A 13,240-nucleotide genomic window follows, 5' to 3' on the forward strand; every position below is an offset into this window, starting at 1 on the left:
AAAGGGCGGCCCCTTCCCCGTGGGAGAAGAGGCCATCCCAGTTTCAGCGATAGCAGACCTTGCGCACGGCGGCTGCAATCTTGCCGGCGTCGATCAGCGCCGCCTTTTCCAGGTTGGCGGCATAGGGCAGCGGCACATCCTCATCGCACACGCGCAGCACCGGCGCGTCGAGATGGTCGAACCCTTCTTCCATCGCGATGGCGATGATTTCCGAGGCGATCGAGCAGACCGGGAAGCCTTCTTCGGCCACAACCATGCGGTTGGTGCGCGAAAGGCTTTCCAGCACGGTCGCCTTGTCCAGCGGGCGCAGCGTGCGCAAGTCGATGACTTCGGCATCGATCCCTTCGCCCGCCAGTGCTTCTGCGGCTTCCAGTGCGAAGCCCACGCCAATCGAATAGGACACGATCGTCACGTCCTTGCCGGGGCGGACGATGCGCGCCTTGCCGATCGGCAGAACGAATTCGTCTAGCTGCGGCACATCGAAGCTGCGGCCATAGACCAGCTCGTTTTCCAGGAACACGACCGGATCGTCGCTCTGGATCGCCGCGCGCAGCAGGCCCTTCGCATCGGCCGCGTCATAAGGTGCGATCACGACCAGGCCCGGAACGCTGGCGTACCAGGGACCATAGTTCTGCGAATGCTGCGCGCCCACGCGCGCCGCTGCACCGTTGGGCCCGCGGAACACGATCGGGCAGCGCATCTGCCCGCCCGACATGTAGTTGGTCTTGGCGGCCGAGTTGATGATGTGGTCGATCGCCTGCATCGCGAAGTTGAAGGTCATGAATTCGACCACCGGCTTCAGCCCGCCCATCGCCGCGCCCGCGCCGATGCCGGCAAAGCCGTATTCGGTGATCGGCGTGTCGATCACGCGCTTGGGGCCGAACTCGTCGAGCAGGCCTTGGGTCACCTTGTAGGCGCCCTGGTACTCGGCCACTTCCTCGCCCATCACGAAGACGCGGTCGTCGGCGCGCATTTCCTCGGCCATCGCATCGCGCAGCGCCTCGCGCACCGTCGTCGAAACCATCGGCGTACCGGCCGGGATCTCGGGATCGGCCGCGGGCTTGGCCGTACCCGCCGGCGCGATCGCGGCGGCAGCCTTGGCCTTCGCATCGGTGCCAACCCGGCCATCGCTTTCCTCGGCCTTCTGCTCGACGGCGGGCTGCGCGGCAGCAGGCGCCGCTTCGGTCGGCGCCGCAGCTGGCGCAGAAACCGCAGCGTCCTCGCCCTCGCCCGCGATCTTCGCGATCACGGTGCCGACCTTCACGCCTTCGGTTCCTTCGGCAACGACCAGCTCGGTAACCGTGCCTTCGTCGACGGCTTCGAATTCCATCGTCGCCTTGTCGGTCTCGATCTCGGCCAGGATATCGCCGGACTTCACTTCGTCGCCCGGCTTCACCAGCCACTTGGCGAGCGTGCCCTCCTCCATCGTTGGGGAGAGCGCGGGCATCTTCAGTTCGATCGCCATGTCAGTACTTCTCCACCAGGACGTCGGTATAGAGTTCGTCCATCGCCGGCTCGGGCGAGCTTTCGGCGAAGTCGGCGGCTTCGGCCACCTGCTGGCGAATCTTCTTGTCGATGTCCTTGATGCGGTCTTCGGTCACGCCACGCTTCAGCAGTTCCTGCTTGGCGGCTTCGATCGGGTCGTGCTTCTCGCGCATCTCCTGCACTTCTTCTCGGCTGCGATACTTCGCAGGGTCCGACATCGAGTGGCCGCGATAGCGATAGGTGTTGAGCTCCATCAGCACCGGGCCGTTGCCGGCGCGCACGAACTCCAGCGCCACTTCGGCAGCCTGGCGTACTTCGAGCACGTCCATGCCGTTTACGTCCATGCCGGGAATGCGGAAGGCCGTGCCACGACGGTAGAAGTGGGTCTCGGCCGAACCGCGCTTCACCGCAGTGCCCATGGCATACCCGTTGTTTTCGACCACGAAGATGATCGGCAGCTTCCACAGCGCCGCCATGTTGAAGGTTTCGTAGACTTGGCCCTGGTTGGCTGCGCCGTCGCCGAAGTAGGCCATGCACACGCCGCCGTCCTCACGATACTTGTGCGCAAAGGCGAGGCCGGCGCCCAGCGGCACCTGCGCGCCGACGATGCCATGGCCGCCGTAGAACTTGTGCTCGGTGCTGAACATGTGCATCGAGCCGCCCTTGCCGCGGCTGATGCCAGCCCCTCGGCCGGTCAGCTCGGCCATGATCACCTTGGGATCGATGCCATAGGCCAGCATGTGGCCATGGTCGCGGTAGCCGGTGATCACGCTGTCGTGACCTTCCTTCAGCGCCGATTGCAGGCCCACGGCAACCGCTTCCTGCCCGATGTAGAGATGGCAGAACCCGCCGATCAGGCCGAGGCCGTAAAGCTGCCCCGCCTTTTCCTCGAATCGGCGAATCAGCACCATCTGCTCGTAGAAGCGCAGCAGCTCGTCGTCGCTCGCTTCGTACTGCTTGTTGTTGGCGTGCGATTGCTGCAGCGAGCGCAGCGCGAACGCGGCCTCGTCCTCGGCGGCGATCGCGTCGCTCGATTGGACCGCCGGTGTCTTCGCTGCGGCGGGCTTCGTGGTTCGGGGGGCACGCGGCCTGGCGGGTTTGGCCAAGTCTTCGGTTTCCTTTTCTTTGGCAGCCTCGCTTCGCACGGAATGCGAATGTCCTCGTTCCTATGGCCCGGACACGAGGATTCCGCAACGTCGCCGCAGGAAGCCGGCAGACGCGCGGATACCTATTCAAATCGCAAGGCGACAATAAGCGTTATCGGCGACTTATTAGATGTGGCGCAACTGCGCTCCGCTCCGCCCCACAACGAAGAGTTTCGGCGTGCGTTCGGAGCCTAGCGCTGGTCTGGTCAGGGGAAATGGCGCACCCGGAACGATTCGAACGTCCGACCCTCAGATTCGTAGTCTGATGCTCTATCCAGCTGAGCTACGGGTGCATAACCATGTCACGCTGCGCCGGCCGAAGACCGCCTGCAGCATCCCAAAAACACCTACCGAAGGAAGGTGGCGCACCCGGAACGATTCGAACGTCCGACCCTCAGATTCGTAGTCTGATGCTCTATCCAGCTGAGCTACGGGTGCTTGGGAGACGCGCCTTTAAGAGGCTGATTCCGCCTTGGCAAGTCATTTCAGCAGGGGAATTATCACCCTTGCCAACGGAACGTCCAGCGGAGGCATCGCGGCCGACTGTCGCGCGGCACAATCCAGCGTGGCGGCGTCCCACCAGGCAATCTCGGCCCCTGCGGCGGTATCGTCCTGCGGCACCTCCGGCGCGCCCTGCCATTGCGTGCAACGAAAAAGCAGCAGCACCAGCGGGCGGCCCTTGTCCGTGCTGCCGCTTGCGAATGTCACTGCGTGAAGGTCCCCCGCTCCAACGCCGATGCCAAGCTCCTCGTGCAGTTCGCGCAAAAGTGCAGCCTCAGGCGTCTCGCCTGCCTCCACCTTGCCGCCGGGGAACTCCCACAGCCCGCCGTGCTGCTTGTCGCTGCGTCTGCGCTGCACCAGCACGCGGCCATCGGCACAAATCAGCGCTGCTGCGACGACAAGCAAGGGCGCTTCGGCCAGGCGTTCCCCCGCGTGGCGCGGGCCCGGGCAAGGATTTGTTAGCATCGTGGGCGTAACACCTAGGCTGCCGAAATGGACGGGGCTGAGTGGTGAAGAACACCTTGCACAAATTGTTGAAGGATAAAACAGGCGCGACGGTGGTCGAATATGGCCTCCTTCTCACCGTGTTCGCCACCTTCGTTCTGTTCGGCGTCCGCGCCCTCGCAAGCGGGTCGGGCAGCCTGTGGTCGCAAGTCTCTGACAAAAGCGCCGCAGCGATGTCGCAGCATTAATCGGTTCTTAGGAACTGCTGCGTAAATACACGAATGCTCGCTCCGGGGACAAAATGGAGCGGGACGGGAAAGAAGACACTCTAGGAGACTGACCATGAAGCTTTTCAACGAAATCGTCCGCAACGAAGACGGCGCCACCGCGATCGAATACGGCCTGATCGCCGCCCTCATCGCCGTTGCTGCGATCACCGCGATGACCTCGCTGGGCTCGAACCTGTCGAACACCTTCAACAAGGTCGCCACGACGGTCAAGACCAGCTAAGATCGAACTGATCTAGCGAGATAGGAAACGGGCGGGGTCATTCCCCGCCCGTTTTTCTTTGTTCGGCACAGACAAGGAACTATCTAAAGTTCAGTTTTATTATCAACGCTAGAGCGTTTTTTGCCGAAACGTTTCCCCATGATAAGCCCATCTTAAGGATTTTCGCCTAATCCAGTTCCCGTTCCGCAGGACATTCCAACGGGGTCGGAACGTGTTGAAGATGCGCTGGAGGGAAATGATGAAGACGTTTTCGAAGCTGTTGAAGAACGAAGCCGGTGCAACGGCAATCGAATACGGCCTGATCGCTGCACTGATCGCCGTTGCGGCTATCACGGCGATGACGTCGCTCGGAAGCAACCTGTCCGATACCTTCAACAAGGTCGGAACGACGGTCAAGACCAGCTGATATTCCTTAGATACTACGGGATCTACAAGCGGGCGGGGTGATCCCCGCCCGTTTTTGTATGTAGTTCCATCGGTTAGTGTAGCTGCTAACCACCGTTGAGCGTCGATACATCGACCGTTTGCCTGCGCTCCTCGCGGGGCTTCCTGGCCTGGCGGCACGGCGGGTCCAGGAGCCAGGCCGAGACAGGGCAAGCAGGAACCAGAGCGGACCAGCCACCCCGGCCTTGCGCTTTCGCTGAAGCCGAAGTCAGGCGCCGATGCGAAGGAACCTGTCCGCGCGCAGCGCACGCAGGGTCTGCGGGTCCTTCCCTACGAGCGAATCGAGTTCCTCGGTTATCGCCTTGCCAAGCGATTCGGCCGTAGCGACCGGGTCCCTGTGCGCGCCGCCCACCGGTTCGGGCACGATTCGGTCGATCACGCCCAGCGCCAGCAGGTCCTGCGCGGTCACTTTCATCGCTTCGGCCGCCTCCGGCGCCTTTTCCGACGTGCGCCAAAGGATCGACGCGCACCCTTCGGGTGAGATCACCGAATAGACCGCATGTTCCAGCATCAGCACGCGTTCGGCGCTGGCGAGCGCCACTGCGCCGCCCGAACCGCCCTCGCCCACGATCGTCGCCACCATCGGCACGCCCAGCGCCAGGCACGCCTCGGTCGAGCGCGCGATCGCCTCGGCCTGGCCGCGCTCCTCCGCCTCGATGCCCGGGAATGCGCCCGACGTGTCGACCAGCGTCACCACCGGCAGGCCGAACCGGCCCGCCATTTCCATCAGCCGCACCGCCTTGCGATAGCCTTCGGGCTTGCCCATGCCAAAGTTGTGGCGGATGCGGCTCTGCGTATCGTTGCCTTTCTCGTGGCCGATCAGCATAACCTTGCGCTCGCCCAGCGTGGCGAAGCCGCCTACGATGGCCTGGTCTTCGCCATAGAGACGGTCCCCGCCCAACGGCATGAAGTCGGTGAAGGCCGCTGCCACGAAATCCTTGAAGTGCGGCCGCGCCGGATGGCGGGCGACCTGCGTCTTCTGCCATGGCGTCAGCGCGCGATAGGTGCTGGTCAGCAGCTCGGCGCTCTTCGCCTCGAGCCGGCGGATTTCAGCCGCGATGTCCAGTTCGCCGCTCGCAGCGGTATCGCGCAACTCGGCAATGCGGGCCTCGAGCGCGGCTACCGGCTTTTCGAATTCGAGATAAGAGATCATGAACGGTGCGCTACGGGCGCTTCGCGCTCGGGTCAACGCCCTGCCGCATTTCCCAGCGGATGGCGTGCGTTAACCAGTGCCACCAGACGCGCCGAATCGACGTGGGTGTAGATCTGCGTCGTTGCGATGTCGGCGTGACCCAGCAGGGTCTGCAGCACCCGCAGGTCCGCCCCGCCTTCCAGCAGGTGCGTGGCAAAGGCATGGCGCAGCACGTGCGGGCTGACCTTTTCCGGCGCAAGGCCCGCCCGCAGGGCCAGGTCGCGCAACAGCTGGAACAGACGCACCCGCGTCAGATGCCCGCCGCGCGGCGATGGAAAGACGTACCGCCCACCTCCGCCTCGCGCCGCAAGCCACCGCGCCAGCGCGACATTGGAGCGCGAACCGATCGGCACCATCCGCTGCGCGCCGCCTTTGCCGGTGATGGTCAGGAACGGCGCATCGCGCGGCACCGCGGCCAGTGTCAGCGAAACCAGTTCGGTCGCCCGCAGCCCTGAACCATAGAGCAGTTCGAGCAGAGCCTGCAGCCGCAGCGCTTCCGGCTTGCCCGATGCGGCTTCCGCCTCGGCCGTGGCGAACAGCGCGGCAATCTCTCCATGGTCGAGAATGCGCGGCAGCGGTCGGCGCGCCTTGGGCCGTGGCAAGGCGTGCGAGGGATCGTCCTGGCGCAGTCCCTCGTCCATGCAGAAGCCGAAGAACTGGCGCAGCGCCGAAGACTTGCGCGCCAGGCTCGCCGGCGCAAGGTCCGCCCAAGCCAGCGCAAGGCGCGCGATGCCGCCTTCGTCCACCGTCAACAGATCGCCAGCAATCTCAACAGCAGCGAGCAGGTCACGGCGATAGGCGGCCAGCGTATTGGCAGCCGCCCCGCGCTCTGCCGCCAGCATCGACAGGAATGAGGCGATCGCCGGCGGGATCATCGCCGTGTCAGACGCGCGAGACCGCCTCGGCCGCGATCATCCGCGCCTCGCCCTCCAGCCCCACGCGCCGCAGCGCGGCAACGATGTGGTAGAGATGCACCGCGGTCATCTTGTCCCAGCTGGCGCCCTGCATGCCAAAGCCCGCCAGCATCGCGACAAGCGCGGGATTGTCCGATTCCGCCGCCGCATCGATCGCCTTGGTCCAGCGCGTCTGGCGATTGATGTCGAGCGACAGCTTCTGCGCAAAGCCCTTCGCCGTGTCGGCATCCACGCGGCCGAGTCCCATCAGCCCGGCAAGCAGAAAGCGCGAACGGATGCTGCCGCTGCTGGAATCGTCGTCGCTGAACTTGTTCAGAGCATCACCGCCCACCGCAGAGAGCTTGTTCGGGCTGGCCAGCGCGAGCAGACCCCACGCCTCGCTGCCCACCGGCACATAGGCTGCCCAGCGCGCCGCATTGCGATCGAGTCCAGCAGTCAGCATCGAGGAAATCAGCCCCGCCGCGTCGTCTGCCATGCTCTCGCCCGGCACGATCCGCGCGGCGGCGTAGGCGGTCAGCACCAGGCGCGAATAGGCGCGGTCCGGATCGCTGCTGTCCCCCCACAGGCCCTTGATCGCGGCCAGGCGGTCGGCCGCATCCTGCGCGACATAGGCGGTGCGCAGCTGCGAGGCGAGCGGCCCCCAGGTTGCGTCATCCTCGTCGAAGGCGGCGATCTCGGACCACAGGTCGATCATCGCCGCGCTCGACAGCACGCCGCGCGCAGCGGCAAAGTCTGCCGCCTGCGCCCGTGCCGTCAGCGGCAGCATCGGCGCGCGCACGGCCAGGAACTGGTATGCCCCGCCGGCCTTCTTGCGCAGCGCCTCGGGCGGCTCGATCCCGGTCGCAAGGCTCAGGCCCGAACGCCACGGGGTGAGCCCGTCCACGTCCTTCCATTCGATCTGCACCGCGCGGCGGGCATTGGTGCCCGATCCGGCGAACTTCTGCGCCAGCAGGATATCGATCTTGTCCCCGCTCGGCAGCGATCCGCCGCGCCGGCGCATGGCAAGGTCGAGCTGCGCCATCGCCGGCGGGCCATCGCCGGTGAAGGCCGAACAGATCGCGCGGGTCAGCGACCAGTCCCAGCCCGCGCGGCCGGCAGCTGTCAGGCTGCTGATCGGGCACAGGCCAACCGGGTCGGCGGTGGCAAGAAAGCTGCCCATCGCGGCATCTTCCAGTCCCGGCGTGTAAAACCCGCTGTCCACCTGCTGCACCAGCGCACGCGCCGCGTCGGCTTCGCCCATGCGCAGCAGCAGCTGCGCGCGGATCGCCGCCCAGTCCGCGCCGTTCATGGCGACGGGGGTATCGAGCCTGCTGGCAAGCGCGCGCCGCAGCAGGATGTGCCCCCAGCGCGAAACCAGCGGCCCCTTGGTGCCGTTGACGATACCCGCCACGAACGGGCCGTTCAGGTAATGGCTGGAAACAGCCGGCAAGCCACCATCGGCCTCGGCAATCAGTCCCACGCGCGAAAGGCTGCGCTGCGCATTGGGCGGAATGTCGTATTTCGGCCGAACCTTTTCGACCAGCGCATCGATCAGCGCGGGATCGATCCCCGCCAGCGGATCGGCTGCGACCGGCGCGGCTGGTGCAGCGTCGGTCGGCAGCGATTGAACCACCGGCGTTGCCGTTGCCGTCACTGGCACAGGTGCTGCGCTAGGGGTTGCGGACGGCCCGGCGGCATTGGCCGCGCGGGGTGCCGCTGTCGCCGGGCGCGCCGGGGCGCTCGCTGCCGGGCGCGGCGCTGCCGAACGGCTCGGCTGCGGCGCGGGCTTGTCGTCGAAACCGGGCGGCAGCAACGACTGCTGCGCCGCCAGCGTGCCGGTCAGCCCGACGATCGCGGCGCAGGTTAGCAGGGCGTGAAGCTTGCGGATCATCTCAACGCACCCCGGTCGGCGCAGCACCGGGCGCCGGGGCGGAAACGGACGCCGGAACGGGAACAGGCGTCTCGATCCATGCTACCGGTCTTGTCCCACCCTTGATCCATGCCACCACCAGAACTGCGAGCAGAACCGCAACCGCGATCGCCACCGCCAGGACAACTTTGTTCACGCGACCTCACCTATAGCAGCTGTTCCCCGGTTCGAGGGCCAGCTGCCCCGCCGCCGTAGCGCTTGCGCTGGGCAGTAGCGCAAGTATAGGCGGCGCCGCAATGGAGCACGAAGCCTCCCCTTCCCCTGGCTCTTCCCTTGGCCAGCCCACCCCGGCCATCACCCCGGTCGAACTGATGCGACTTGCCCGACGCATCGATCGGCCGATCGTGCTGGTGGGCATGATGGGCGTCGGCAAGACAACGGTGGGCCGGCGCCTTGCGACGATGCTCGACCTGCCGTTCGTCGACGCCGATGAAGAGATCGAGCGCGCGGCGCAGATGGCCATTCCCGAAATCTTCGCTCAGTTCGGTGAACCGTACTTCCGCGATGGCGAACGCCGCGTGATCGCGCGCCTCGTCGGAGATGGGTCGGGCCGCGATCGCAAGATCCTCGCCACTGGCGGCGGCGCCTTCGTCGATCCCGATACCCGGCAACTGATCCTGGACAAGGCGATCTCGGTCTGGCTCGACAGCGATATCGACACGCTGGTCGAACGCGTCGGCCGCAAGGATAATCGCCCCCTCCTCAAGCAAGGCGATCCCCGTGAAATCTTGTCGCGCCTGCGTGAAGAGCGGCGCCCGCACTATGCGCAGGCCGCCATTCACGTGGTCAGCGGCCAGCACCCGCATGCCGTCACCGCGAACAAGATCCTGAAGGCAATCGATTCATGGCTGTGATTCCCGTCGCCATCGCCGGCGCACCCTATGAAGTGCGGATCAAAGCCGGCATCCTGGCGCAGGCTGGGCGCCATTGCCGCCCCTTCGTGCGCAAGAACCGCGTGGCGGTCGTCACCGACGAACACGTTGCCGCAAAGTGGCGCGCCACGGTCGAAGCCTCGCTGGCGGGCGAAGGCATCGCGTCGCAATGGCTGGTCCTGCCAGCGGGCGAAGCGACGAAGTCTTGGGCTCATCTCGCTCAGACGGTCGATTTCCTCCTCGGCCAGGAGGTCGAACGCAAGGACAATGTCATTGCGCTCGGCGGCGGCGTCATCGGCGATCTGACCGGCTTTGCCGCGTCGATGGTCAAGCGCGGCTGCGGCTTCATCCAGATGCCCACCACCCTGCTGGCGCAAGTCGATTCCAGCGTGGGCGGAAAGACCGCGATCAACACGCCGATGGGCAAGAACCTCGTCGGCGCGTTCCACCAGCCTTCGCTGGTGCTGGCCGATCCGCTCGCGCTCGATACGCTGCCCTTGCGCGATACGCGCGCGGGCTATGCCGAAGTGGTCAAGTACGGCCTGATCGACGATGCCGAATTCTTCGAATGGTGCGAAGCTAACGGGGAAAAGCTGCTCGCCGGCGATGCCCAGGCCCGCGAATATGCCATCGCCCGTTCGGTCGCGGCCAAGGCGCGGATCGTGGCGCAGGATGAAAAGGAAACGACAGGCGTGCGCGCCCTGCTCAACCTTGGCCATACCTTCGGCCATGCGCTGGAGGCGGAAACCGGCTTTTCCGATCGCCTGCTTCATGGTGAAGGCGTTGCGCTGGGCATGGTGCTTGCCGCCCGCTTTTCCGCACGGCAGGGGCTGATGCACGGGCAGGACGCCGAACGCGTGGTGCGCCATATTGGTGCGGTGGGCCTCCCCGCCTCGCTGCGGGCGCTGGGCCTTGATTGCGATGGACGGCGGCTTGCCGATCACATGCTTCACGACAAGAAGATGGACGCCGGCACCTTGCCCTTCTTGCTGATGCGCGGCATCGGCCAGACGTTCCTCGCCAAGGACGTGGACCTGGGCGAAGTCGCCGCGTTCCTAGACGAAGAACTGGCTGCCTAAGGGATTAGATCGACCGCCTCAAAATCTGCCAGAAACGCTTTTCGCAGAAGCGTTCTGTGACAACCACTAGCCTCGCGCTCATAGCAAAGCAGCGCCGTCCGCTTGTCCTTCGCAAGCTCTGCAAGCTGCGCGCCAGCGACCATCGCCTCGGGGATCTGTAGCTGACCGCTGTATATACGCTCAAGTTTCGCATGATCGTTGGCGCGCGCTGCAGCGCGGCCCTCCGGCGGCGTGCCGAGCGCCTTGAAATGACGATAAGCTATTCCGGCCTCCGCGAGGTTCGCCGCCAACGCAGATTTCGAGAAGCCCGGTCTTCGTGAAAGCGGCAAAGCCCGCACGTCTGCAACGACCTCGACCCCAGCGGCCCGAAGCACTGCAATGAACGCGGGCATGGAACTCTGTTCGTAGCCAATTGTCCAGATTTGCATGAACGTAAAATGGGTTCTTCAACTCTCCCGACAAGTATCAGAAAAGTTTGGAACCGTTCGGCACGCGGTCGTCTGGAGAGAAAAGGATCACCCGTCCTTCGGTGTCCGCGAACCCAAGAGTCAGCACCTCCGACATCAACTTGCCGATCTGGCGCGGCGCGAAATTGACCACGGCGGCCACCTGCCGACCGATCAGGTCTTCGGGGTCATAACGTGCGGCGATCTGCGCGCTGCTCTTGCGGACGCCGATCGCTGGGCCGAAGTCGATCTCCAGCTTGATGCTGGGCTTGCGCGCTTCGGGGAACGGCTCTGCCCGCACGATCGTGCCGACGCGGATGTCTACTTTCAGGAAGTCGTCGAAGCCGATCGTCTCGGCGGCCGGGGCGGCGGGATCGTGGTCCAGGTGCATCGGCAACCCACACCACGTCCACCGCCAACCGGGCAAGCGCCTTTTACTTGCCCTGGAAGTTGGTCTTCCGCTTTTCCAGGAAGGCCATTACGCCTTCGCGCGAATCCTCGCTGTCGCCGGCAACCAGCTGCCCTTCGGCTTCGGCCAGCAGCGCACCCGAAAGATCGCATTCCAGCGCGCGCAGCAGGTTCTGGCGCATGCGGCCAAGCGCCACGGTCGGCCCCTTGGCAAGCCGCTCGGCCAGGGCCAGCGCTTCATCCTGCAACGTAGCGTCGTCGACCGCCTTGTAGATCATGCCCCAGTCCTCGGCCTGTTCCGCACCGATCTTTTCGCCCAGCATCATCATCTGCGTGGCGCGCGCCTTGCCGATCAGGCGCGGCAGGATCCAGCTCGCTCCGCCATCGGGCACCAGCCCGATGTTGACGAAGGCCTGCAGGAAATACGCGCTGCGCCCGGCAATGACGAAGTCCCCCGCCAGCGCGATCGAGCAGCCCACGCCCGCTGCCGGGCCGTTCACCGCGGTGATCACCGGCACGTTCAGCTTGGCGAGCTTCGCCACCATCGGATTGTAGGCCTCGGTCAGCGCCTTGTAGCTGCCAGCGCCGCCAGTGATGGCCGAAGGACGATCGCCCCGCGCGGCAAGGTCCGCCCCCGAACAGAACGCCCGGCCTTCGCCCGTGATGATCAGCGCGCGCACGTCCTTGCCCATCAGCGTCAGGGCATCGGCGATTTCGACCGCCATGTGCGGCGGACAGGCATTGAGCCGCTCGGGCCGATTGAGCACGATCTTCGCCACGGCGCCGATGCGTTCGAGGCGGATGGTTTCGAATTCCATGAGGCACCCTCTCCTGATTTAATCGAATGATTAACTCAGGAGCTATGCCAGCTTGGCGGCGTTGGCAAGCGCCAACACAGCCATCCATTCAAGGCCAATCGATCAGCCGTGATTGTCCTGTGCGAAAGCCGCCGCCGCACCGAACAGACCCGGCTGGGGATGCGTGATCAGCTTGACCGGCATCGCCGCCATCATCTGTTCGAAGCGTCCCTTGGCCCGGAACCGGTCGGCAAAGCCCGATCGCAGCAGCGTGTCCTTGATCCGAAGGCCAAGCCCGCCCGCCATCACCAGCGCCGAAGCACCGTGCGCCAGCGCAAGATCGCCCGCCACGCTTCCCAGCGACAGGCAGAACCGATCGACCGCTGCGGCGGCAAGGCTGTCCTGCCCGCTGGTGCCCAGCGTCCACAGCTCCTTGTCCTCGCGCGGGGTGAACGGCTGCCCTTCGATCCCGGCCAGGGTTTCATAGATGTCGACGATCCCGGGTCCGGCGACGACGCGCTCGGCCGAAACGCGCCGGTGCCGCTTGCGCAGGCGGGCGAGTATGGCGTCCTCGATCCCGTCGAGCGGGGCATAGTCGATGTGGCCGCCCTCGGTCGGCTGCACCCGGTACTTACCGCCATCGCGCCACAGCTGTGCAACGCCAAGGCCGGTGCCGGGGCCGACCACGCTGATCGTGCCGGTTTCGGGAAGGCCGGCATCCGGGCCGGTCAGGTGCTGGAAATGCTCTGGCCCGGCCTGCGCCACGGCGTGCGCCACCGCGGCGAAATCGTTGACGACGACGTAGCTTTCGGCGCCGAGCTTCTCCGGGATCATCGCCGGGCGGATGATCCACGGATTGTTGGTGAACCTGATGATCTCGCCGCCGACCGGTCCGGCAACCGCGATGGCCACCGCGCCCGGCAGCGGCGTGCCAATCTGCCGGCCGTATTCCTGCCAGGCGAGCTGGAAGCTGGCATGCTCGGCTGTCCTGAGCGTGACCGCTTCACCCAGCGAGACCACGCGGCCCGCATCCACCTCGGCCAGCGCAAACCGCGCGTGCGTGCCGCCGATATCGACGGTGACCAGTTTCATTG

At 65.4% G+C, this 13,240-nt stretch carries 16 protein-coding genes and 2 tRNA genes; 5 read left to right on the forward strand and 13 right to left on the reverse strand.

Annotated features, from left to right (window positions below; genetic code table 11):
* Positions 1-43 precede the first annotated feature (43 nt).
* From HHL27_RS10270 to HHL27_RS10290, 5 genes are all read right to left on the reverse strand, one after another.
* Entirely contained in the window at positions 44-1,465 is a 1,422-nt protein-coding gene (locus HHL27_RS10270; RefSeq protein ID WP_169493325.1) for a pyruvate dehydrogenase complex E1 component subunit beta, read from the reverse strand.
* Position 1,466: 1 nt separating this feature from the next.
* On the reverse strand, positions 1,467-2,591 hold the full coding sequence (gene pdhA, locus HHL27_RS10275) for a pyruvate dehydrogenase (acetyl-transferring) E1 component subunit alpha (RefSeq protein ID WP_169493326.1): 1,125 nt from the start codon (positions 2,589-2,591) through the stop codon (positions 1,467-1,469).
* Between the two features lie 255 nt (positions 2,592-2,846).
* Positions 2,847-2,923 (reverse strand) — tRNA-Arg (locus tag HHL27_RS10280).
* 68 nt (positions 2,924-2,991) lie between these two features.
* A tRNA-Arg gene (locus HHL27_RS10285) sits at positions 2,992-3,068 on the reverse strand.
* Positions 3,069-3,110: 42 nt separating this feature from the next.
* The gene (locus HHL27_RS10290; RefSeq protein WP_169493327.1) at positions 3,111-3,596 is read right to left on the reverse strand and encodes a (deoxy)nucleoside triphosphate pyrophosphohydrolase; all 486 of its coding nucleotides are present in this window, start codon (positions 3,594-3,596) and stop codon (positions 3,111-3,113) included.
* Between the two features lie 44 nt (positions 3,597-3,640).
* Here HHL27_RS10290 and HHL27_RS10295 point away from each other — a divergent pair, with 44 nt between their 5' ends.
* From HHL27_RS10295 to HHL27_RS10305, 3 genes are all read left to right on the forward strand, one after another.
* Entirely contained in the window at positions 3,641-3,823 is a 183-nt protein-coding gene (locus tag HHL27_RS10295; RefSeq protein ID WP_169493328.1) for a Flp family type IVb pilin, read from the forward strand.
* A gap of 94 nt (positions 3,824-3,917) precedes the next feature.
* The gene (locus tag HHL27_RS10300; RefSeq protein ID WP_169493329.1) at positions 3,918-4,085 is read left to right on the forward strand and encodes a Flp family type IVb pilin; all 168 of its coding nucleotides are present in this window, start codon (positions 3,918-3,920) and stop codon (positions 4,083-4,085) included.
* A gap of 238 nt (positions 4,086-4,323) precedes the next feature.
* The gene (locus tag HHL27_RS10305) at positions 4,324-4,491 is read left to right on the forward strand and encodes a Flp family type IVb pilin (RefSeq protein ID WP_169493330.1); all 168 of its coding nucleotides are present in this window, start codon (positions 4,324-4,326) and stop codon (positions 4,489-4,491) included.
* 246 nt (positions 4,492-4,737) lie between these two features.
* Here the strand turns inward: HHL27_RS10305 and HHL27_RS10310 are convergent, their stop codons facing one another.
* The 4 genes from HHL27_RS10310 to HHL27_RS10325 are packed head-to-tail and all read right to left on the reverse strand — an operon-like array spanning position 4,738 to position 8,680.
* Positions 4,738-5,682: an acetyl-CoA carboxylase carboxyltransferase subunit alpha gene (locus HHL27_RS10310; protein ID WP_169493331.1), complete on the reverse strand. Its 945-nt coding sequence runs from the start codon at positions 5,680-5,682 to the stop codon at positions 4,738-4,740.
* A gap of 32 nt (positions 5,683-5,714) precedes the next feature.
* The gene (locus HHL27_RS10315; protein ID WP_169493332.1) at positions 5,715-6,596 is read right to left on the reverse strand and encodes a tyrosine recombinase; all 882 of its coding nucleotides are present in this window, start codon (positions 6,594-6,596) and stop codon (positions 5,715-5,717) included.
* 7 nt (positions 6,597-6,603) lie between these two features.
* Complete coding sequence (locus tag HHL27_RS10320) at positions 6,604-8,505, reverse strand: hypothetical protein (protein ID WP_169493333.1); 1,902 nt, start codon at positions 8,503-8,505, stop codon at positions 6,604-6,606.
* A 1-nt stretch (position 8,506) separates the two neighbouring features.
* Positions 8,507-8,680, reverse strand: coding sequence for a hypothetical protein (locus tag HHL27_RS10325; RefSeq protein WP_169493334.1), 174 nt, complete (start codon positions 8,678-8,680; stop codon positions 8,507-8,509).
* Between the two features lie 100 nt (positions 8,681-8,780).
* Here HHL27_RS10325 and HHL27_RS10330 point away from each other — a divergent pair, with 100 nt between their 5' ends.
* Entirely contained in the window at positions 8,781-9,398 is a 618-nt protein-coding gene (locus tag HHL27_RS10330; RefSeq protein WP_169493335.1) for a shikimate kinase, read from the forward strand.
* Positions 9,389-10,495: a 3-dehydroquinate synthase gene (gene aroB, locus HHL27_RS10335; RefSeq protein ID WP_169493336.1), complete on the forward strand. Its 1,107-nt coding sequence runs from the start codon at positions 9,389-9,391 to the stop codon at positions 10,493-10,495. Before HHL27_RS10330 ends, aroB begins: the two co-directional genes overlap by 10 nt.
* On the opposite strand, the gene HHL27_RS10340 is transcribed toward aroB, so the two are convergent.
* The 4 genes from HHL27_RS10340 to HHL27_RS10355 form a co-directional block, all read right to left on the reverse strand.
* Positions 10,492-10,923: a DUF488 domain-containing protein gene (locus tag HHL27_RS10340; RefSeq protein WP_169493337.1), complete on the reverse strand. Its 432-nt coding sequence runs from the start codon at positions 10,921-10,923 to the stop codon at positions 10,492-10,494. The two genes, aroB and HHL27_RS10340, sit on opposite strands and share 4 nt — an antisense overlap.
* Before the next feature lie 37 nt (positions 10,924-10,960).
* Positions 10,961-11,332, reverse strand: a complete 372-nt coding sequence (locus HHL27_RS10345) for a tRNA-binding protein (RefSeq protein WP_169493624.1) — start codon at positions 11,330-11,332, stop codon at positions 10,961-10,963.
* A gap of 43 nt (positions 11,333-11,375) precedes the next feature.
* Positions 11,376-12,167, reverse strand: coding sequence for an enoyl-CoA hydratase-related protein (locus tag HHL27_RS10350; RefSeq protein ID WP_169493338.1), 792 nt, complete (start codon positions 12,165-12,167; stop codon positions 11,376-11,378).
* Positions 12,168-12,269: 102 nt separating this feature from the next.
* The gene (locus HHL27_RS10355) at positions 12,270-13,238 is read right to left on the reverse strand and encodes a glucokinase (protein ID WP_169493339.1); all 969 of its coding nucleotides are present in this window, start codon (positions 13,236-13,238) and stop codon (positions 12,270-12,272) included.
* Between the last annotated feature and the right edge of the window lie 2 nt (positions 13,239-13,240).

The organism is Novosphingobium olei, assembly GCF_012927405.1.
GTDB lineage: Bacteria > Pseudomonadota > Alphaproteobacteria > Sphingomonadales > Sphingomonadaceae > Novosphingobium > Novosphingobium olei.